17 protein-coding genes and 1 pseudogene are annotated in these 20733 nt (G+C 49.2%); 7 read left to right on the forward strand and 11 right to left on the reverse strand.

Features of this window, described 5'->3' with window-relative positions; translation table 11 throughout:
* The first annotated feature begins 19 nt into the window (after positions 1-19).
* Genes CWR52_RS20965 through CWR52_RS20980 form a run of 4 tightly spaced genes read left to right on the forward strand, consistent with a single transcriptional unit; the run spans position 20 to position 6541 of the window.
* Positions 20-3304 (forward strand): type I restriction endonuclease subunit R, encoded by a 3285-nt coding sequence (locus tag CWR52_RS20965; protein ID WP_104950647.1) that lies wholly within the window; start codon positions 20-22, stop codon positions 3302-3304.
* Positions 3301-4056, forward strand: coding sequence for a M48 family metallopeptidase (locus CWR52_RS20970; RefSeq protein WP_104950648.1), 756 nt, complete (start codon positions 3301-3303; stop codon positions 4054-4056). The genes CWR52_RS20965 and CWR52_RS20970 overlap by 4 nt, the downstream gene beginning before the upstream one ends.
* Before the next feature lie 46 nt (positions 4057-4102).
* A complete protein-coding gene (locus CWR52_RS20975; protein WP_104950649.1) occupies positions 4103-4612 on the forward strand; it encodes a hypothetical protein in 510 nt (169 codons plus the stop codon).
* 57 nt (positions 4613-4669) lie between these two features.
* Entirely contained in the window at positions 4670-6541 is a 1872-nt protein-coding gene (locus tag CWR52_RS20980; RefSeq protein WP_104950650.1) for a DUF262 domain-containing protein, read from the forward strand.
* Between the two features lie 232 nt (positions 6542-6773).
* On the opposite strand, the gene CWR52_RS20985 is transcribed toward CWR52_RS20980, so the two are convergent.
* A complete protein-coding gene (locus tag CWR52_RS20985) occupies positions 6774-8120 on the reverse strand; it encodes a hypothetical protein (RefSeq protein ID WP_129546966.1) in 1347 nt (448 codons plus the stop codon).
* Positions 8121-8963: 843 nt separating this feature from the next.
* Here CWR52_RS20985 and CWR52_RS20990 point away from each other — a divergent pair.
* Positions 8964-9641, forward strand: coding sequence for a DUF2076 domain-containing protein (locus CWR52_RS20990; RefSeq protein ID WP_104950652.1), 678 nt, complete (start codon positions 8964-8966; stop codon positions 9639-9641).
* Positions 9642-9996: 355 nt separating this feature from the next.
* Here CWR52_RS20990 and CWR52_RS20995 read toward each other — a convergent pair whose 3' ends face one another.
* From CWR52_RS20995 to CWR52_RS21025, 7 genes and pseudogenes are all read right to left on the reverse strand, one after another.
* Positions 9997-10476 carry a DUF2778 domain-containing protein gene (locus CWR52_RS20995; RefSeq protein ID WP_104950654.1) on the reverse strand — a complete coding sequence of 160 codons (480 nt, stop codon included), beginning with the start codon at positions 10474-10476 and terminating at the stop codon, positions 9997-9999.
* Positions 10473-10964: an Hcp family type VI secretion system effector gene (locus tag CWR52_RS21000; RefSeq protein ID WP_008500392.1), complete on the reverse strand. Its 492-nt coding sequence runs from the start codon at positions 10962-10964 to the stop codon at positions 10473-10475. Before CWR52_RS21000 ends, CWR52_RS20995 begins: the two co-directional genes overlap by 4 nt.
* A 154-nt stretch (positions 10965-11118) precedes the next feature.
* Positions 11119-11835: an ABC transporter ATP-binding protein gene (locus CWR52_RS21005; protein ID WP_104950655.1), complete on the reverse strand. Its 717-nt coding sequence runs from the start codon at positions 11833-11835 to the stop codon at positions 11119-11121.
* Positions 11832-12707: pseudogene (locus CWR52_RS21010) on the reverse strand (ATP-binding cassette domain-containing protein). Before CWR52_RS21010 ends, CWR52_RS21005 begins: the two are co-directional and overlap by 4 nt.
* Entirely contained in the window at positions 12704-13978 is a 1275-nt protein-coding gene (gene livM / locus CWR52_RS21015) for a high-affinity branched-chain amino acid ABC transporter permease LivM (protein ID WP_104950656.1), read from the reverse strand. The pseudogene CWR52_RS21010 and the gene livM overlap by 4 nt, the downstream one beginning before the upstream one ends.
* Positions 13979-13989: 11 nt before the next feature.
* Positions 13990-14904: an ABC transporter permease subunit gene (locus CWR52_RS21020; RefSeq protein WP_032646250.1), complete on the reverse strand. Its 915-nt coding sequence runs from the start codon at positions 14902-14904 to the stop codon at positions 13990-13992.
* 99 nt (positions 14905-15003) lie between these two features.
* Entirely contained in the window at positions 15004-16125 is a 1122-nt protein-coding gene (locus tag CWR52_RS21025) for a branched-chain amino acid ABC transporter substrate-binding protein (RefSeq protein ID WP_023312277.1), read from the reverse strand.
* 424 nt (positions 16126-16549) lie between these two features.
* On the opposite strand from CWR52_RS21025, the gene CWR52_RS21030 reads away from it, so the two are divergent.
* On the forward strand, positions 16550-17218 hold the full coding sequence (locus CWR52_RS21030) for a YecA family protein (RefSeq protein ID WP_104950657.1): 669 nt from the start codon (positions 16550-16552) through the stop codon (positions 17216-17218).
* 498 nt (positions 17219-17716) lie between these two features.
* Here the strand turns inward: CWR52_RS21030 and tyrP are convergent, their stop codons facing one another.
* On the reverse strand, positions 17717-18928 hold the full coding sequence (tyrP, locus tag CWR52_RS21035) for a tyrosine transporter TyrP (protein ID WP_104950658.1): 1212 nt from the start codon (positions 18926-18928) through the stop codon (positions 17717-17719).
* Between the two features lie 216 nt (positions 18929-19144).
* On the opposite strand from tyrP, the gene CWR52_RS21040 reads away from it, so the two are divergent.
* Positions 19145-19486: a hypothetical protein gene (locus CWR52_RS21040; protein WP_104950659.1), complete on the forward strand. Its 342-nt coding sequence runs from the start codon at positions 19145-19147 to the stop codon at positions 19484-19486.
* 36 nt (positions 19487-19522) lie between these two features.
* Here CWR52_RS21040 and ftnA read toward each other — a convergent pair whose 3' ends face one another.
* Together ftnA and yecR are read right to left on the reverse strand one after the other, a co-directional pair.
* Positions 19523-20020, reverse strand: coding sequence for a non-heme ferritin (gene ftnA / locus CWR52_RS21045; RefSeq protein WP_014884366.1), 498 nt, complete (start codon positions 20018-20020; stop codon positions 19523-19525).
* 202 nt (positions 20021-20222) lie between these two features.
* On the reverse strand, positions 20223-20561 hold the full coding sequence (yecR, locus tag CWR52_RS21050; protein WP_045908178.1) for a YecR family lipoprotein: 339 nt from the start codon (positions 20559-20561) through the stop codon (positions 20223-20225).
* Between the last annotated feature and the right edge of the window lie 172 nt (positions 20562-20733).

Genomic DNA, 20733 nt, shown 5'->3' on the forward strand with positions numbered 1-20733 from the left:
CGAAGAACAAGGAAAGCTAATGAACCAGACGTACACGCCAAAGTTCCAGGAAGAATACAGTGCCAAAATACCGGCACTGACGTTACTCACCAGCCTCGGCTGGACGTTTTTATCCCCAAAACAGATTATGGATTATCGGGGCTATAAACAGGATGAGGTGGTGCTGCGTCCGGTTCTACGTGAGGCGTTGTCGAAGCGTTCCTTTATGGCGAGCGGTAAAACTTGCCAGTTATCGGAAAAGGCACTGGATAACCTGATATCGCAGGTCTGTTCACCGGCACTGAATGAAGGGCTGCTGAAAGCCAATGAGCGTATGTATAACCATCTGCTCTACGGTATCGCCGTCACGGAGTTTGTCGACGGTAAGAAGGTGAACCCCACGATTGCGCTGATTGACTGGGAACACCCGGAAAATAATCAGTTCCATTTTACCGAAGAGTTTACGGTATTGCGGTCAGGCGGTGTCGATACCCGCAGACCGGATATTGTCTGTTTTGTGAATGGTATCCCGCTGGCCGTCATTGAAGCGAAAAGCCCGGCAGGTCACGGTAAGAAAGGTCCAACCATTGACGAGGGGATATCTCAGAGTATCCGCAATCAGCTCAACGATGAAATCCCGCAGCTGTTTGCCTACAGCCAGGTATTACTGTCGATTAACGGGTATGACGGGCGCTACGGTACCTGCCATACGCCAATGAAATTCTGGGCGGCATGGCGTGAAGAAGATATTACTGACGCGCAGATGTATGCGCTGCGCAACCATCAGTTATCGACGGAACAAATTCATGCATTGTTTGATCATCGCCCTTCAGCCGATCTCGACTGGTACCAGCAGTTAATCGCCGCTGGTGAACTGGCCGTCAGCAGGCAGGATAAGCTGCTTATCAGCCTGCTTTCGCCGGAACGTCTGCTGGAGATGACCCGCTTCTTCACCCTGTTTGATAAAAAGACCGGAAAAATTGTCGCCCGCTATCAGCAGGTGTTCGGGATCAAAAGACTGCTGGAACGCATCAGTACCCGCAGACCGGACGGGGGCAGGGAAGGTGGTGTTATCTGGCATACCACAGGGTCCGGTAAATCGTACACCATGGTGTTCCTCAGCAAGGCGCTGATCCTTCATGACAGCCTGAAGCAGTGTCGTATTGTGGTGGTGACGGACCGTGTGGACCTTGAAGGGCAGCTCAGCGGCACTTTCGCTTCTGGTGGAGAACTGGCCGGGAAGGATGATAAGGCCAAAGCGATGGCGACCTCAGGTCAGAAGCTGGCACAGCAGATTGGCTCTGGTAAAGAACGTATAATTTTTACCCTTATCCAGAAATTTAACTCAGCGACAAAATTGCCTGAATGCGTCAATACCAGCCCCGACATCATCGTTCTGATAGATGAAGGACACCGTAGCCAGGGTGGCGAGAACCATGTGCGAATGAAACTGGCCCTGCCGAATGCCGCCTTTGTCGCATTCACCGGCACGCCGTTGCTGAAAGAAGATAAGACCACCAATAAATTCGGGCCGATTGTCCACGCTTATACCATGCAGCGGGCGGTAGAAGATCAGGCCGTTACACCTTTGCTATATGAAGAACGTATTCCCGATCTTGAGGTTAACGATCGGGCAATAGATGCCTGGTTTGACCGTATTACCGATGGGTTAAGCGAAGCGCAAAGAGCCGACCTTAAGCGTAAATATGCCCGTAAAGGTGAGGTGTACAGTGCAGATGACCGCATCCGCCTGATCGCGCTCGATATAGCCACCCACTTCTCGAAAAACATTGATGAGGGGCTGAAAGGGCAACTTGCCTGTGACAGCAAGATTTCCGCCATCAAATATAAAAAGTACCTTGATGAAGCAGGGTTGTTTGAATCAGCGGTGGTGATCAGCCCGCCGGATACCCGGGAAGGGAATACCGAGGTGGATGAAAGCAAACTGCCGGAAGTGACGAAATGGTGGAAGGATAATGTCGGCACGCAGGATGAGTCCGCGTATACCCGCAATATCATCAGTCGTTTCGATACTGATGATAAGCTCAAATTACTGATCGTCGTTGATAAACTGCTCACCGGGTTTGATGAACCGAAAAATACCGTGCTGTATATAGACAAGCCGCTTAAGTCCCACAACCTTATCCAGGCGATTGCCAGGGTGAACCGACTGCATCCACTGAAAAAGTTTGGCCTGCTGATTGATTATCGCGGCATTCTGGCTGAGCTGGACACCACTATCGGTAAATATCAGGATCTCGCCTCCCGAACGCAGGGAGGATACGACATCAAGGATATTGACGGGCTGTACAGCGCGATGAGTTCTGAATACAAGCGGCTGCCGCATCTGTATAACCAGCTGTGGGCCATATTTGCCGGTGTCAAAAACAAGAATGATACTGAACAGTTACGCGCGGTTCTGGTGCCAAAAATGGAAGAACGTGACGGAGAGATGGTCGATATCCATCAGAAAATCCGTGATGATTTCTTCGAGGCGTTAACAGCCTTTGCCGGATGCCTGAAAGTGGCACTGCAGTCCGCCACCTTCTTCACCGACAAGAGCTTTACGGAACAAGACCGAAGTCTTTATAAAGAAACCGTAAAACAGATGTCCAGCCTTCGCCAGTGGGCGATGCAGGTAAGTGGAGAGCAGGTCAATTATGACGACTACGCTGAGCAGGTGAAAAAACTGCTGGATAAGCATGTCACCGGCGTTGAGGTTCGTGAACCGGATGGCGTGTATGAAGTCGGTAAAATGGGCAAGAGTGAAAAGCCCGAAGAGTGGGACAACAATAAAACCCGCAATGAAACCGACATCATTAAAACCCGCGTGACGAAGATGATTGAGCAGGAGCTGCGTGATGACCCGTATGCTCAGGAGGCCTTTTCCAGACTCCTGCGTATGGCAATCGAAGAGGCTGAAAAACTGTTCGACCATCCACTGAAGCAGTACCTCTTATTCCGTGAGTTTGAAGAGCAGGTTGAAGCCCGTAAGCTCAGTGATATCCCGGATGCGCTGGCGGTAAACAAACATGCTCAGGCATATTACGGCGTATTTAAAAAAGAGCTGCCTGAGGTTTTTGCGGTCAACGACGTTCAGGTGCAGGAGAAGTGGACGAAGCTGGCATTTGAGGTGGACAGTATCATCGTCAAAGCAGTGGCAGAAAACTCCCTAAACCCTCAGGATGTCGAGAAAGCAGTCAAGACAAATCTCTTACCGCTACTGTTTACGACCTGCCGGGAAATAGGTGCCGGAATGAACCAGGTAAACCGTATTGTGGAAACTATCATCCAGATACTGCGCGTTGGTTTGATGAAATCATGAGTGAAAATGAGTCGCCAGCAATGAAAGCGTTACGCATTGTCTATGGTGATGAAGCCATCGTCGTACAGTGTGTTCCGCGTCAGGTCGTTAAGGGCAGGGTGCTCATCAAGGTGCATCCGGACTGCCGTGTTGTTGCCTCTGTACCGCCAGAAACAGCTGAGCACGAGGTGTTGTCTGCGCTGAAAAAAAGAAGTCGCTGGATATACCAGCAACTGCGTGATTTCAGGGAGCAACAGACGCATATTGTTCCGCGTCAGTATGTCAGTGGCGAAAGTCATTACTATCTTGGCAAGCAATATCAGTTGAAAGTGACAGAAGACGCTACTGCACCGCAACGAGTGAAAATGTTGCGTGGGCGTCTGGAAGTGACGGTCAGACACAAATCGGCTGAAAAAGTTAAAGCATTGCTGGCTGAATGGTATCGTGAGCGTGCCAGAGATGTCTTCCAACGCAGGCTAGCTTTATTGATACCACAGACCCTTTGGGTTAGTGAGCGTCCGCCGATACGTTTGCGGGCGATGCAAACCCAATGGGGTAACTGTTCTGCAAAAGGCTGTCTGACCTTGAATCCATGGCTGATTAAGGCATCTTCAGAATGCATCGATTATGTCTTATTGCATGAGTTATGCCATGTTGCTGAACACAACCACAGCGAGGAGTTTTACCGTCTGATGGGGCAGGTTATGCCGGGGTGGGAAAAGGTTAAGAAACGGCTCGACGGAATGGCGGGGATGTTGTTGGCTGATATGTAGTAAGAGCTCAGCTAAAATATTACAGAACTATATAAGAAGGGGTTTTATGTTTTTCAAAATTGTTAGAAACTTTAAAGCCAAGATTGGACTGTTATTATTAACCCTGTTTTTGGCTCCAGGTTATGTTCATGCCAATACGTGGGAAATAAATGTCACAAGAAAGGATAGTAATTTATATCAAATTACTGGGAAGGATGCTTTTGTTAATACGAAGTATTGTTATGTTTATGCTTATTCTGAAGACGCATATCTCAGGGTTGATGGCTATGATAAAAAAATAATTTTTACAGATAGCAAGGATTCATGTGATGTAGATAATGTATTTAGCATGGTTAATATTGGCTCAGGAAAGTATGAGGTAGAGGTTTCTAAAAAAGAAGATAACTGGTATGAGATTTATGGCACAGATAATATGATAAAAACATCAATGTGCCTTAGTCTGGCTCTCAATGAAAAGGCTATTTTGTCCATGGATGGTTATAGTGCAGGAGAGTTGATTTTTGATGACGGAGATAGCTGTAATGTAGAAGGGGTCTACTCTACTGTTCGTTTGTGAATTGGATCTGGGATCAGTATGATCTGTGGTGTTCATCCAGCTATGTAAGGATATAAAATGAAAATAGAAGCTGATGTAAAAAATATATCAAAATTAAGCGATTATTATTTTTTAGTTCCCGATTATCAACGTGAGTATGTATGGAAGGTTGATGATCAGGTTGAACAGTTTATCATGGATTTAGACAATGAATACCAACCAGAGCAGAAAGATCAAAATGGTTATTTTCTCGGTTCTGTTATTATCGTAAAGAATGGGGAAAAGCATGATGTTATTGACGGACAGCAGCGGTTGACCACTATTGTCATCACTATGTGTGCCTTACGGGATCTATTAAAAGATAGAATGGATACACTTGACAAAAAAGGGCTGGAATATCTGAAAACTATTGAGGAATGGCTCTCTAGTTATGATATTAATAGTGAGGAAAATCTAATTAGACTAGACCTTCAATATGAAGAAAGTCGAGGGTTTGTTTCGCGGTTAATTGAAGGGCAAACCAATACCTTTGCGGAAACAGCCTCAGTAAAAAAAATGGCTGACGCGTACGATCACATTCGTGATTATCTTAAATACCAATTGCAAGATAGCTTGAATGGATTAATCTCCTTCGCTCGGTTTTTTTTAACAAAAGTTGAGCTGGTTGTCATTGAATCAGAGAACTTAAGTAGCGCATTAAAGATCTTCGAAACGATCAATCAGCGTGGTGCCAGCCTTAATGCTATGGATCTTGTTAAAAATTTGATTTTCAGTCAGATAAAAGAAGAACAGTTTTCGGCAATAAAGACAACATGGAAATCCATCACTAATAATCTTGAATCTTGCGGCGAAAGTGATAACCCGCTTCGTTTTTTACGTTACTTTCTGATGGCACGATATCATCACGGGATTTTGCGTGAAGATGATATATATAAATGGATCATTTCATCTGAGGGGGAACTGTCGTTGCAGTATAAGACACACCCTCTGGCTCTCGTCAAAGAATTGGAAAAATTATCAGAACGATACGCTAACTTGGTCAATGCAACAAATGAAGCAGCCTACTGGCGTGAAAATGCCCGTTTTCCAAATGTAAGTAACATTGGATATATTAATAAATATCGCTCACGTCAGCATTTGGTTTTACTAATGGCATTGGACACTAGTTGTTCTGATGATGTGATGGATTTCTTAGGTGCTCAACTTGAGAGCTTTTTATTCTTTACAAATACAATGGCTATTCAATCGAAGACATATGAGCAACGCTTTACTCAATGGGCTGTAAAGCTTCGGGATGTGAAAACGAAAGCAGAGATTGCAAATGTTGTTTCAGTAACACTTATACCTTTTGTTGTGGAGCGTTTAGATGAATTTAAAGAACGATTCTCAATTATTAATGACTATAATTTTACCCCTCAGTATCGCCAACGTTATGTATTGGGTAGATTAGAGAATCATATCCGCCATCTTTGCGGTTTTCCGGAAAAGAGCCAGCAGGCTATTCAGCAGATGCAAATTGAGCATATTCTTCCTCAGACCGTACGGAACGTCCCTGAAGATGGGGAGTTCTCCGATGCAAATCGAACAAGTTATCTCTACAAGCTTGGGAATGTAACATTATTAGAGGGTACAATTAACCAGTCCGTCAATAACTGCAATGATTTGAGTGAAGACTGGTTTTTGAAAAAACAAACAGAATATTTAAACTCTGAAATCATCATGACTCGATTACTCCACTCTCAGTACTCAATTGGTGAGAACACCGCATTAAATCGCTTTAAGCAGAAATATGGTTATGAATATCAATTCTGGTCCGCAGAAAATATCACCGCAAGGCAACGCCTGCTGATGGATCTTGCCATTGACTGCTGGCGATTTAATGATCAGAGAATAGATTCTTATATAGTAAATAATCTGAGCTCTGAACCTGGAAACGAGTTTATTGTATAATAATAACTTCATCTCTCGTAATACGGCTCCTGAACCAGACCAATCACCAGGAGCCATTGAATCGCTCCAGAACCTTTCGGGGTATTGATAAAATTTAACCTCGTAATTCTTGGACTTAATGGCGTCATGGATACCATTTTCGCCCTGGTCCATCATATGGAGCTAGTATGCCCCTAACCTCCAAAGAAAAACATAAGTATGCTAAAATCACGAGGTTGCCAAGTTAGTGATATTATCTATCAGGTAAAATTACTTTACTGTAGTGCTCTGAGCGTATTTCAAATCCATCCATACCAGCTTTAAAATCTTTGCTTGAATCAAACAACAAAGAGTAAGTGTCTCTAATTGAACTGAACTCTTCTTTGATTCCTATTGGTTCTAAAAATGCTTCATAAACAGAACTAAAATTATTAAATATATCAAAATGCATAACTTCTACTGATGGCCCTCTAACCAAATTAGCTGATCCACTAAAAACCTCACATTTTCCTTGACTAATGCCGCAGTAAATTTTTGCATGGAAATCTTTATTTTGGTGAAGTTCGGATAATAAACTGGATCCAAGTTCAAACTCATTAAGTTTATCGTATGCAATATTATTCACCTCCGAATAAGCATTCTTGAATTTAGTTAATTCACCATTTTTAGTCCAGATTTTTGTTTTTTTATGATCGAGTCTGTTTATTAACTCAATCCATATTTCGGTAAGTTCGGCTGGCCTCAAATGCTGATGCCCAATAAAGGGAGTGATAATGTAAATTTTGTCAAATAAAATTGTCCATCGCGGGATTAATTTATATAGCCAAGATATGATGTTTGTTTTCGAATAAACACCAGGAATGATTCTTTTCTCTATCAAGCGTGAGCCAATTACATTGCAGATTGAGAAATCGCTGATCTTAATGTTTACAGTCTCAATATATTTTTTAAAGAAAAAACTTTCACATTCTTGCCCGCAGGAACAATTGAATTTTAGTTTCACTATCACATATTCTGGGCCTTTACCATATGAATTTTTTAGCGTCCACTCAACATAGCGAGAATGTTCGCCAAGGAGTCGAGGAAATACATCCTTTAATTTTTTAAATGACTCTTTCTCAATGTTTTTACCGCAATTCGAGCAAATATAGAGAGGGTAATCATCGCAGGTGTAAGGGAGTGAATAGTGTTCTAAATCTGCATCACGCTCTACTTTATCCTCAATGAATAAAATGTTTACATATAAATGTGCTTTGTGTGTATCGTTAATATCTTTACCATCTTTATTAAAGTAATAGTCAACCTTACTAGCACCACTCTTACATCCTGAAAAGTCAGGGTTGATAACATTTATCCCGAATGTTTCAGTACAATTATTACATTTTCCAATCATTACACCTTCTTCGTCACTGAAAGGGACAGATGACCCATTATCTAGCTCTACAGGCTGTAAGTGTGCCTCTGAAAAAATAATAACACTATTGCAATGAGGACACTTAGTATTGGTAAAACTAACATCTTCATCTTCAAATATATAGTTAGGTCTGAATTTCTTTAATAAATTGAATGTAAAATTAAGTTTTCCATGTTCATCTATCATAAATAATTTCTCTATTAAAAGTTTCGCCAGTCAAAGTGAATAATACAATCCAGGGATTTGAACAGATATTCCAGTTTCTTTGATTCACTGTTCAATATTTCCACAAGAAAAATACTAAGAGTGTCCCGATATCCCAAGGTTATCTTTTAATAATACACAATTTTAAATATATTTCATTATATACATCGGTTTGAGCACTCATTTCGAAAAAAAACGGGTACTACCGGAGTCATTGTCGGAGACCAGCCCCATACAACAGTTGTCAACCAGTTCAAGCAACTGATTATCAGATAGAATAACGAGAATCGTTTCACCTTCATTTTCAACTATGTCAATAAAATCGGCGGGCATTTAATCACCTTAGCTTTTTTTGTGCTCAACGCTATCCATGATTATCTATTTTCTGCCGATTACAGCAAAACTAGTAATCAATTTTAGCAAAGTTTTGCAATGCACTGATATGTAGCTCATTGAGCCTGCGTAGAATTTAAAATCCCTCGGCGTTCGCGCTGTGTGGGTTCAAGTCCCACTCCGGCTACCATGGGAAACAAAGAATAATCAAAGCAATAAGCAGTGTCGTGAAACCACCGAAAGGTGGTTTTTTTGTGCCTCCAGTTTAGCGCGAAGTGAGCGTATCTCATCATAATCACGGTCGTGCTGTCCCCGGGAATTTCTTGCCATACCAGAGTGTTAAGCCTAACGCTCCACTATCAAGCCCAGAAAGCAAGGCGATTTTTAGCTAACCTGCAACCAATCTTAAACAAACATTTCACTTGCCAGACACAGGTTGCCGCCGCTGATAAACTCGTTGGCATCCACCCTGGAGAGCGGAAGGTTATTGTCATGCAATATGAAGAACAGCAGCTTATCAACGGCCTTTTCGAGCGTCTTAAACAGGCCGGACAACAAAACAGCCAACGGGATGCAGATGCAGAGCGTCAGATCGCTGAATTTGTCAGACAGCAGCCTGCGGCCCCCTACTATATGGCGCAGTCGATTTTGATTCAGGAAGCGGCGCTGAAACGCCTGCAGGCCCGGATTCAGGAGCTTGAAAGCGAATTAGCCGCGCAAAAAAGCAAACCCTCGACGGGCGGCAGTTTCCTTGGCGGCCTGTTTGGTGGCGGGAAAAGTAACCCGCAGCCTGACAACAGCTGGAATGCCCAGCCGCAACAGCCACCGGCGCAGGATTACTCTCGGGCGCCAGCGCCAGCTACTCGCGGCGGTGGTTTTATGGCTGGCGCGCTCCAGACAGCCGCTGGCGTGGCCGGTGGCATCGCGCTTGCCGAGATGCTTACCAGCATGTTCCATCAGTCGCGGCCGGAAGAGATCGTGAACATCATCGAAGAACCGACAATGCCCGTCGGTGGTGAACCGTTTGTCGGTAATCAATACGGTGACGTTAATAACGTCTCTGACACCCGTTTCCTCAATCAGAACGATCCTTTCGGCAGTAATAACGACGCCTGGCAGAACGACGATGTAGATGACGACTACAGCAATGACGACGACAGTTTTATTTAACGACGTTATCGTGTAACCACCGAAATGAAGTGAACCCCGAAAGTTGGGTGTCCAGCGATTAGGGGTTTTGCGTTTCCGGGGCAAAAAAGCCTTTGAGGCTAAGCCTGAAGGCTCATAAATCACATTCTTTTTACTGCTTTTCTTACTAACAAACCTGTAAGAAAGGCCGGAAGCAATCCAAACAAAGAGGCGATATCGACTAACGTATCCTCCAGTTCTTCTATCCCGTATGTCCCGAAATGGTCCATCACGGCATAAGCCCATTCGACAGGTATCAAAATAAAAAGCCAGCGCGTATATAAAAGAAAACTGATAAGACCGATTGCAAGGCTGAAGGTGATTTCTATAAAAGTCCTCATGTTACTGTTATTGTCCCGTAAGCTTTAAAGCTCGTGCAAGGTACCGGCATCATAGTTGTTTTCATAAGAGCTTCGTACAAGTAATCAAAGTCACTCAGATGAAGAAGGGTTATACAGCCTTCGCTTAACCCTCTTGGTCCTATCGGATGAAGGCGGAAATGGCCACGCCGGACACCTTCAACAAATACTTGATCATCTATCTGCCAGTCATCTTTGTATAAGGCAAACCATTTTGAGCGATCGGTGCCATAAATATTTTTCAGGGCAAAATCACTTAGTCCTCCGAGCCTGCCTCCGCTCTGTCGGTTCACAATGAAGTAACGTCCTGGCGGGATTGGTCCGATTTCTGGTTTGCTTGCCATAGTCGGATTGTTTCTGCCATAGAGCTGGCCTGAGAATGCCGGAAAGTTTCCTATACCCGGAACGGTAAGAATAGATGACGATAAGCCATTCAATGCATAGCGAGCAATAATCATGCTGTAACCCGAATATTCCACCCGTCAGTAAACTGGATATTCCCGTCGCAGTGCTTCCATGTGATTCTCTCATAACGCAGTTCTATCGCCTCAAGGTGATTGTGTTTTTCCATTGAGGGATTTTTTACGTTATGCATTACAGGCGTTATCCCTACGATTTTCACATTTTCTAAAAGCATGTTGAAATACTCAACTTCCTGCCCTGCATCGTTGATACGGTACCATTTGATTTCAGCTGACTTTAGGGTCTGGCCAGTTGCTACAGCCCGGTAAAGGTAAGGCGAGGATGAATCAAACTCTTTTTCGATTGTTAGTGGGGAGTGGACGCGGGTACCGGTTAGTTTCCCTGTATTGCCATCGGTTGGAATGTGTAAACCATGGCCAAACGATAAAACCTCAATGCTACCTTCACGGTGCTGAACATCTACAGAACCTGTAATATTCGCACCTCCGTCATCTTTGAGCCATAAATATGCGGGTATAGCCATTCTGAACGCTCCTTTTCAGTGAGTTTGACGTGATTGTCAAAGACTAATAAATCAACAAACTCAGGCCTTCTCAAGGCATTGCGTGCTATACTTTTCGTGAATATCTTATTGTTATTTATATAAAAATATTTCTAATGGTTCCTTAGGTATCACATCACACCCCGCCCAAATACGCCTTCCTCACGTCCTGATTTCCCAGCAATTCCTCACCGCTGCCGCTCAGCCGGATCTGTCCGTTCACCATCACATACCCCCGGTCAGACAGCTTCAACGCATGGTGCGCATTCTGCTCCACCAGAAAAATGGTCATACCGCTGCGGGCCAGCTCTCGCAGCGTCTGGAAGATCTGCTTCACCACAATCGGGGCTAAGCCCAGGCTGGGCTCATCCAGCAGCAGCAGCTTCGGACGGCTCATCAGCGCCCGGGCGATCGCCAGCATCTGCTGCTCCCCGCCGGACATGGTCATCGCGCGCTGTTTACGTCGCTCTTTAAGGCGAGGGAAAAGCTCAAACATGGTTTGCATATCTTCAACCGCAAACTGATTGCCGATGGGAATGGTTCCCATCAGCAGATTCTCTTCAACGGTCATATCCGGGAAGATTCGTCTGCCTTCCGGTGCCTGCGCAATGCCGCCGGACGCGACGTAGTGGGTGGATTGATGGCTGATGTCTTCACCACAGAACAGGATCTGTCCGCTGCGGATACGGGGTTGACCAAAGATGGACATCAGCAATGTCGATTTACCCGCGCCGTTTGCGCCAATCAGCGCCACGGTTTCCCCCTTATTCACCTCAAGAGAGACCTGCTTCAGCGCCTGAATGACGCCGTAAAACACATCCACCTCGCGAAAGGCCAGCAGCGGTTCGCTCATAGGGAGACCTCGCTTTCATCCGTGCCCAGGTAGGCGGCAATGACCTTTTCATCATGCTGGATCTGCTCGGGCTTCCCCCTGGCAATCACATCGCCGTGGTCGAGCACGATAATGTCGTCCGAAATTTCCATCACCATTCCCATATCATGCTCAATCAGTAATACCGTGATGTCATGATGATCCCGCAGAAAGCGAATAATCCCGCTCAGCTTGTGCGTTTCAACCGGGTTCAGCCCCGCGGCGGGTTCATCCAGACAGATCATTTCCGGCCCGGTACACATTGCCCGGGCGATTTCCAGTCGCCGCTGCTGGCCGTAGGACATTTCTCCCGCCAGGCGATTGGCGCACTCCACCAGATCCACCACTTAAAGCCAGTAGAAGGCTCTGTCCAGGGCGTCGCTTTCCGCCCGTCGGTATGCCGGCGTATTCAGGATCCCGGCGAGCAGATTGCGGTTGACGCGCATATGCTGCGCGACCAGCAGGTTTTCCACGACCGACATCTCGCGAAAAAGACGGATATTTTGAAACGTGCGCGCCAGCCCGGCACGGTTGACCAGGTGGGTTCCGCCAAACATTTTGTAGAACAGACGTTGCCCGAACTGCGCGGGGTTAATCCAGTCACCCGGCTGGAATTTTTGTCCAAGGACCTGAATCACGTTGGTCGTTTTATTGCGGGTGTTAAACAAAATGTTGCCGCCGGAGGCCCTGTAGAAGCCCGTCAGGCAGTTAAACACGGTTGTTTTTCCCGCCCCGTTGGGCCCAATCAGGGCGGTAATGGAGCCGCGCTGCACGTCCAGGTTAACGTCATTTAGCGCCTTAATCCCGCCAAAATGCATCATCAGATGCTCAACGCGTAATATTGTTTCGTTCATGGCGCGACGCCCTTACGCACGGCAAACCCGCTGCGGTTAATGCGGATCAAACCGCGTGGACGCCAGATCATCATGACCACCATCAGCATGCCGAACAGCAGGACGCGGTACTCGGCAAAACTGCGCAGCAGTTCCGGCGTGACCGTGAGCACGAAGGCGGCCAGCACCACGCCCAGCGTCGAGCCCATCCCGCCCAGCACCACAATGGCGAGGATCAGCGCCGATTCAAAGAAGGTAAAGGAGGTCGGATTCACGAACCCCTGATAGGTGGCGAAGAACACCCCGGCAATGCCTGCGGTGGACGCGCCCAGCGTAAAGGCGGAAAGCTTAACCAGAACATGATTCAACCCCATTGAGCGGCAGGCAATTTCGTCTTCGCGCAGGGCTTCCCACGCCCGACCAATCGGCATGCGCGTCAGGCGGTGCTTGATGTAGAGCACCAGCATCACCACCAGAAAGAGCACCGCGTAGATAAAGATAAACTTCATGTTCGGGTTGTAGGTCAGGTGGAAAAACTCGTGGAAGGGCACGCCGCCTTCTTTTGCCCGTCGTCCAAATTCCAGACCGAAAAAAGTCGGGGGTGGGGCAGACACGCCGTTGGGGCCGCCGGTGAAGGTCAGCCAGTTGTTCAGTATCAGGCGAATGATCTCCCCGAATCCGAGGGTGACGATGGCCAGATAGTCACCGTGCATGCGCAGTACCGGGAAGCCGAGCAGGGCGCCTGCGGCGGCGGCCATGATTGCCGCGAGCGGCAGCATGCTCCAGAAGCCCAGGCCGAGATACTGGTATCCCAGCGCCAGGCCGTACGCACCAATCGCATAGAACGCGACATACCCCAGATCCAGCAGACCGGCCAGACCCACGACGATATTCAGACCCAGGCCGAGAAGCACGTAGATCAGCCCGAGAATGGCGACGGTCAGCACATACTTGGTGGCGACAAACGGAAAGCAAATCGCAAGGGTTATCACCAGAGGAATAATCCAGCGCATGCGGCTTTTGTATTCCGGCGGTCGGACATATACGCCCGCGCTATCGGCTTCGAAGCGCGCCTGGAAACGGGCGCCCGCAGCGGTACCTAAAAAGGTGCTTAGCAGAAAACGCCCGAACATGACGATGCCCACCATCCAGGCCAGTCGCTGCCCGGCGAAGGTAAAGCTGTACCCGTCCAGCACCACGCCGGCTATGGGGCCGAAGATAATCAGCGCAATCAGCCCGGAGAAAACCGCGTCCAGAATGCAGCGTTTAAGTGAAAAACCGTGTGATGTCATCGTTCTCTCCCTCACACTTTGGCCACTATTGGGCGCCCGAGCAGTCCCTGGGGACGGAAAATAAGGATCATGACCAGCAGGCCGAACGAGAAGACGTCTTTATAGTCCGAGTTCACCATGCCCGAGAACTGCGCTTCCGCCACGCCCAGGATAAGGCCACCAAGCATGGCGCCGGGAAGCGAGCCGATGCCGCCAAGTACCGCCGCCGTGAAGGCTTTAATACCGATCACAAACCCGACGTAGAAATCAAAGGTGCCGTAGTTCATGGTGATCAGCACCCCCGCCAGGCCCGCCATCGCCGCGCCGATGACAAAGACCAGCGAAATAATCCGGTCGGTATTAATTCCCAGAATGGAGGCCATTTTGCGATCCTGCTGGACCGCGCGGCACATCCGCCCCAGCCGGGTACGGTTGATTATCCAGGTGAGCACCAGCATGCCGGCAAACGAGGCAACCAGGATAAACACTTTGGTGTAGGTTATCTGCACGAACCCTTCGCCCAGATGCAGGCGAATGACGCCGTCCAGCATGGTCGGTACCCCTTGCTGGCGCGGGCCCTGGCTGAGCTGCGCGTAATTCTGCAGGATAAGCGACATCCCGATGGCGGAGATCAGCGGCGCCAGGCGCGTGGAGTTGCGTAGCGGTTTGTAGGCGATACGCTCGATAGTCCAGCCGTACACCCCGGTAACCACAATGGTGAACACCAGCGTGCCGAGGATCAGCAGCGGGAACGACTGCAGGCCGAAGAACGAGAGCAGCGCCAGGCCAATAGCGCAGAGATAGGCGGAAATCATATACACTTCGCCGTGGGCGAAATTAATCATGCCGATAATGCCATACACCATGGTGTAGCCGATGGCGATCAGGCCATAGACGGAACCCAGCGTTAAACCATTGATTAACTGTTGCAGGAAGAATGTACTCATCTTAGCGCGCTCGTTTTATAGGCTGCGCGAGCCGCGCAGCCTGATGTTTATTACGCGCCGACGGGCGAGCCCGTCGACGTTGAGCGTGACTCCGTCCCGTTACTGCACTTCCTTATATTTTCCTTTGTCGTCCCACTGGTAAACCACGTAGTCAGAGACCTTCAGATCGCCTTTGCTGTCCCAGGCTTTTTTGCCCATCACCGTGTCGACGGAATTGGCTTTCAGCCACTCGCTGGCTTTGGCAGAATCCTTGCCGCCGGTGGCCTTGAAGGCCGCGGCAATGGCTTGTACGGAGGCATAGGAGTAGAGGGTGTAACCTTCCGGCTCGAATTTACCGGCGCGGAATTTCTCGATAACCGCTTTGCCGTCCGGGATCAGGCGCGGGTCTTTACCGAAGGTCATGTAAATGCCATTGGTATACTGCGGGCCGCCCGCCGCGGTCACCATCTCCTCGTTGACGATGCAGTCCCCGGAGAAGAATTTCGCCTGTACGCCCTGCTCACGCATCTGGCGAACCAGCGGACCGGCTTCCGGGTGACAGCCACCGAAGAACACGACGTCCGGTTTTTGCGCGCCGATCTTGGTGACCAGCGCGTTAAAGTCTTTTTCACCGCGGGATAACCCCTCGTACATCACATCCTGAACTCCGCGTTTCGCCAGCGCCGCTTTGGTGGCGTCAGCCAGACCCTGACCATAGGTGTCTTTGTCGTGAATGATCACCACGCGTTTGGCTTTCAGCTTGTCGATAATGAAGTCGCTGGCAACCTGACCCTGCTGGTCGTCGCGGCCGCACATGCGGAACATATCGCTCATGCCGCGTTCGGTAATCAGCGGGTTGGTTGAACCGGGGGTAATGGCGATGATCCCCGCATCGCTATACACCTCGGAGGCGGGCATGGTGGAAGAGGAGCAGAAATGGCCGACCACGGCGTTGACTTTATCCTGGTCAACTAAACGGTTGGCGACGGCAACGGCCTGCTTAGGCTCGCAGGCGTCATCTCCCTGAACCAGTTTGATCTTCTCACCATTAATGCCACCGGCGGCATTAATGTCTTCAGCAGCCTGCGTTGCGCCGTGCCAGTATTGATCGCCATAGGTGGCGTTCGGTCCCGTGAATGGCCCGGCCACGCCAATCACAATATCTGCCCGGGCGGAAAACGCCGTCACCAGACAACCGGCCAGCACAAGAGAAAGAGGAGTTCTGATAAATTTCAGCGACATTATTATGTTCCTTAGCAAAGAGGTTTTTGCACCACGGCGTAAACCCGAACGCCCGACGGCGCAGCCAATCCGAAACACGAGCAAGAACAAAATGCACTAAACGAACAAAATACAGACGGCATCCTGCATATACGGCGAGGTATCCCTGCGCAGCGTCGCGCGAAGAACATTAAGCAAAAACGTTGCCAGAATGGTTAACCCATTGACGGGCTTGTGACATGTTTGAGTATAGAGCGCCGCGTTATGCCGCCTTGCGGGAGGAGAAGAAATTACAGCGGAGATCACATATCGTTAACAATAAAGCCCATAAGTTGTGCAAAGGTCACGGTTTGCACGTTTTTGCAGCAATAAAGACCTAAACTTCAGCCCGGAGAGGCGTGAGAGATGTGTTAGGATCGTTTCCTTTTTTTCAGGAGTATCAGCGATGACTGAAGGCCCATTGAATGAAAGCGAAATGGCGTGGCTTGAAGAGACGTTAATGTCTTACGGTCATGATGACGCGTCCGTGATTGACGTGTCCGAACTGGACGGCATGCTTACCGCAGTGCTTTCCGGCCCTGTTGTCGTTGAGCCAGATGCCTGGCTGGTGGCGGTGTGGGGCGGCGAGAAATATATCCCGCGCTGGAAAAACGATCGTGAGATGAACCGTTTTATCGATCTCTGCTTTAAGCACATGAACGATATTGCCGAGCGCCTGAGCGAATACCCGGATCAGTTCGAACCGATGTTTGGCTATAACGACGTGGACGGTGAGAGTTATACCGTGGTGGAAGAGTGGTGCTACGGCTATATGCGCGGCGTGGCGCTGACGGACTGGTCTGCCTTGCCGGAAGCCCTGAAGGCCGATCTTGATACGATTGCGCTACACGGGACGGAAGAGAACAGCGACAAGCTGGATGAACTGTCCGAAGAGGAGTACATCGCCAGCATCAAGAGCATCCAGCCTGCGGCGCTGCGCCTGTATAACTACTGGGCGAACAACCCGCAGCAGCCGGAAGCGAAGAAGCCGATTGTGAACGGCACGAAGGTCGGGCGTAACGATCCGTGTCCTTGCGGCAGTGGCAAGAAATTTAAGAGCTGCTGTTTGCACTGATCAATTTTTTATTAACTTAGGTGGATTTGTTTCGTTCACCTCCAGTCAGTAGAAAATAATACGATCTTAACCTGTGAACGAGATAAGGGGGCCACCGCGGCCCCCTTATCGATCCCCGCGGCCCCGCGGAAAATCGGTGCTTCGCACTGCGCTCACCTCACGACCGTTTGCCTGCGGTCGGCTCAACTCGACATCCTGTCTCGCTTCGCCTCTGGCCGCCATCCATGGCGTCCAGCCCTTGTCCCCCGGACTCCGGTTCGCCGATTTTAGCGGGGATGCAACACCCGTGCCCCATGCAGACGATGATGGAGGGAGCGGGAGTCCGGCTAAAATCGCCGAATCGTTTCCTGGAGGCCCGGGCGACGCGCATGGATGCGCGGCGATAGCCCCCTTAACACGTTCACCGCAGCGGACAAAACAGGTAGCAGAAGAATATTAGTGAACGGAATTATCCCCTGCGATTACATAGAAAATGGACTTGCCATTGAGATATACATTTCAACCCACTTCCGGCAGCATCCCGGCTGCAATCAACACCTGCACCAGAATAATCACCACCCCGCAGCCAAACACAACGCACAGCAGCGGTTTCCCCCCCGCCACGCGATACCCTTGCTGAGGATGTTGCTGACGGCTTTTCCATGCCAGCAGGGAAGGGAGGAGGAGGGCAAGGATCGAGAGCGCCACTCCCGCGTAGCCCAGCGCCATCACAAACCCGCGTGGATAAAACAGCGCGAACGCCAGCGGCGGCAGGAAGGTGATCGCCCCCGTCTGTAACCGTCCTGCGGCAGTATTGCGACGCTGGAACAGGTCGGCCAGATAATCAAACAGGCCAAGCGCCACGCCCAGGAACGAGGTTGCCAGCGCCAGGTCGGCAAACAGGTGTACCGCCAGCTCCACGTGCGGCGAGGTGACAACCTCACGCAGTGCCAGCAGAAAACCGTTCAGTCCAGCGTGTTGCGCCATCAGCCCAATAAAGGTTGAAGAGTCAATGCTGCCCAGCGTCACCAGCTGCCAGAAAATATAGGCGATCAGCGGGATCGCGCTGCCGATCACAAAGACGCGGCGCAGCTTGCGAATATCGCCGTTCATATAGCTGACGATGCTCGGCACGCTGCCGTGGAAGCCAAACGAGGTGAAAATGACCGGGATCGCGGAAAGCGCCAGCCCTTTTTCCAGCGGCAACGTCAGCAGGTTGACCTTATGCACGTGCGGCGCCAGCAGCACCAGCATGACAATCAGGAAAAGAATTTTGGCGCTGAACAGAAAACGGTTAAACAGATCAACCAGCGACGTCCCGACGCAGACCACGCTGCCGCCGATGAGCGCAAAGAAGATGGCGCCCGTCGCAGGGGTAATGTCAGAGCCAAACCAGTCGTTAACGCTGGAGGCGATCAATTCCCCGGCGCCGCTGATATAGGCGGCGGTCAGGGCGTACATCAGGAACATCATGCTAAAGCCGGTTAGCCACTGGCCGTAGCGTCCGAGATAGCGTGCCGCAAGCGAACCCAGACCGGTGTCGGCGGGTACGTGCTGGTAAACCTCAAGCAGCAACAGGGCGGTGTAACACATCAGCGCCCAGAGCGTGCCCAGCAGCAGCAGGGTCATGCCAAATCCCACGCCCGCGGCTGCCAGAGGCATTGCCAGCATTCCTGCGCCAATTGTCGTTCCGGCGACGATAAAAATACTTCCCAGAGTTCTGTTTTTCACGCTTTCCTCTACAACGCTTCTTAACCGCGACAAAATCTGCGGCGCAGAGTAAGGGAAAAGCCGTTACTCGTCAAATCACCGTTACAAGTGGTGTAAAAAATTATTTACGTATTAATGGCCCAGGCCTATGCCTACCTCATAAGGGCAATACTGCTGCGCGACATTCCGGCGTAACGTAAACAATAAATATAAATTATCAAATTAAGTGAGGGTCTTATGGCGGGGGAAAATCCCTTTACCGCGGCATGGAGCCGGGGTGGTAACCTGTTGTGCCATGGCCACTGGATAATCAGTTGGCAGAATCAGCCCCTGAACCTTCCCGAGTCCCGCCGCGAAAAGGATATGGGTACCTGGGGGATCTATTCGGTTATAGATCCTGAAGATGAGACCTTTGCACAAGGCTTACAGGAAGATGAGTGGATTATCGAGAATGTCGACTGGTTGACGGATATGTTCTACGAGAGGGGTATTCCGCTGGAGACGTCCAGCTACCGCTATTTTTACCAGGCCGTGAATCCCCAAGACTGGCGCTGTACCAGTTGTGCCGGGTGTATGTAAATTAACGCGGTACCGGAAACCGGCACCGCGCTGAAATTAATTCTGCGTATCAAGCGTGGAAAGTTCTTTATCAATAAAGTAAAGACCTTCACCGGATTTACCCACCAGCGATAATTTATCCAGCACGGATTTAAACAGCTTCTCTTCTTCATGCTGTTCGGCTACATACCACTGCAGGAAATTAAAGGTTGGATAATCCTGGCTGGTCATCGCGGCATGAACCAGTTCGTTAATTTTCTGCGTGATCAGCTGCTCGTGCTCGTAGGTGGCGCGGAACAGTTCATCGAGAGAATTATATTCAGCAAAAGGGGAAGCCACGGTTTCAATGCGCGGCAGGCTGCCGGTATCCGTCAGATAATCAAACAGACGCTGCATATGGGTCATCTCTTCCTGCGCGTGACGACGCAGAAACGCGGCCGCGCCTTCGAAACTGTGGTAGCTGCACCAGGCGCTCATCTGCTGGTAGAGCAGGGACGAAAACAGCTCAAGGTTCATTTGCGCGTTGAGCTTGTCGATCATTTCAGTTTTCAGCATGGTGACGCTCCGGGTTATTATTTCTGGTTCACAATGAGCGACACTATAATTTGTTATTTAATTATTTGCAAAACGTAAAATCTTTATTTTATTTATTAAAAATACGAATGGGAATAAAACGCATTGGCGATTTATTATTTATTAATGAGAATTGTTTTTGTTCGTAATGAAATAAACTGCCAGCACAGGCTGGCAGTCTGGATTAATACCACGGATTATTTGACTTAGGGTTCACGGCGTAACCCAGGCATTTATACTGGATAGTCACGCTCTCGTTCAGACACAACGAGCCGCTAATGAGGGTGCAGGTTTTGATGGGCTGACCATAGGCCGAGGCAGTGGCATACCCCATATTTTGACAGGCTTTTACCGCCGTGCCGTTGTTCACATACTCATCGGAATACGCATTTTGCAGCGCTGCCTGGCCGTAGTCGAGGCGGACGATGCCATTCGGCGCGTCGAGGCTGCTGACTTCAGCCTGGCGGTTAATACTGCACCCCGCGAGCAGCAGGAGTGTGCCGGCTACAATGACTCTTTTCATGGTTCGCTCTGAGTGGATGGAAATACGTTATCGTACCCGCAGATGCCCGCCGCAATGGCTGGAATAGCCGGACAATCTGCCCTCACTCTTCGCAACGGGTCAGAGGTGAACGCCATCAGGACACTTGCTGATTAAATTGTGATGTTTGTCACAAAAGTATTGATTTTTGTGA

The sequence above is a fragment of the Enterobacter sp. SGAir0187 genome, assembly GCF_002952735.2.
In the GTDB taxonomy this organism is placed as follows: Bacteria; Pseudomonadota; Gammaproteobacteria; order Enterobacterales; family Enterobacteriaceae; genus Enterobacter; species Enterobacter quasiroggenkampii.

Coding starts and splice junctions, on each gene's coding strand:
- CWR52_RS20965 (WP_104950647.1), top strand. CDS start 20: ATGAACCAGACGTACACGCCAAAGTTCCAGGAAGAATACAGTGCCAAA.
- CWR52_RS20970 (WP_104950648.1), top strand. CDS start 3,301: ATGAGTGAAAATGAGTCGCCAGCAATGAAAGCGTTACGCATTGTCTAT.
- CWR52_RS20975 (WP_104950649.1), top strand. CDS start 4,103: ATGTTTTTCAAAATTGTTAGAAACTTTAAAGCCAAGATTGGACTGTTA.
- CWR52_RS20980 (WP_104950650.1), top strand. CDS start 4,670: ATGAAAATAGAAGCTGATGTAAAAAATATATCAAAATTAAGCGATTAT.
- CWR52_RS20985 (WP_129546966.1), bottom strand. CDS start 8,120: ATGATAGATGAACATGGAAAACTTAATTTTACATTCAATTTATTAAAG.
- CWR52_RS20990 (WP_104950652.1), top strand. CDS start 8,964: ATGCAATATGAAGAACAGCAGCTTATCAACGGCCTTTTCGAGCGTCTT.
- CWR52_RS20995 (WP_104950654.1), bottom strand. CDS start 10,476: ATGATTATTGCTCGCTATGCATTGAATGGCTTATCGTCATCTATTCTT.
- CWR52_RS21000 (WP_008500392.1), bottom strand. CDS start 10,964: ATGGCTATACCCGCATATTTATGGCTCAAAGATGACGGAGGTGCGAAT.
- CWR52_RS21005 (WP_104950655.1), bottom strand. CDS start 11,835: ATGAGCGAACCGCTGCTGGCCTTTCGCGAGGTGGATGTGTTTTACGGC.
- livM (WP_104950656.1), bottom strand. CDS start 13,978: ATGACATCACACGGTTTTTCACTTAAACGCTGCATTCTGGACGCGGTT.
- CWR52_RS21020 (WP_032646250.1), bottom strand. CDS start 14,904: ATGAGTACATTCTTCCTGCAACAGTTAATCAATGGTTTAACGCTGGGT.
- CWR52_RS21025 (WP_023312277.1), bottom strand. CDS start 16,125: ATGTCGCTGAAATTTATCAGAACTCCTCTTTCTCTTGTGCTGGCCGGT.
- CWR52_RS21030 (WP_104950657.1), top strand. CDS start 16,550: ATGACTGAAGGCCCATTGAATGAAAGCGAAATGGCGTGGCTTGAAGAG.
- CWR52_RS21040 (WP_104950659.1), top strand. CDS start 19,145: ATGGCGGGGGAAAATCCCTTTACCGCGGCATGGAGCCGGGGTGGTAAC.
- ftnA (WP_014884366.1), bottom strand. CDS start 20,020: ATGCTGAAAACTGAAATGATCGACAAGCTCAACGCGCAAATGAACCTT.
- yecR (WP_045908178.1), bottom strand. CDS start 20,561: ATGAAAAGAGTCATTGTAGCCGGCACACTCCTGCTGCTCGCGGGGTGC.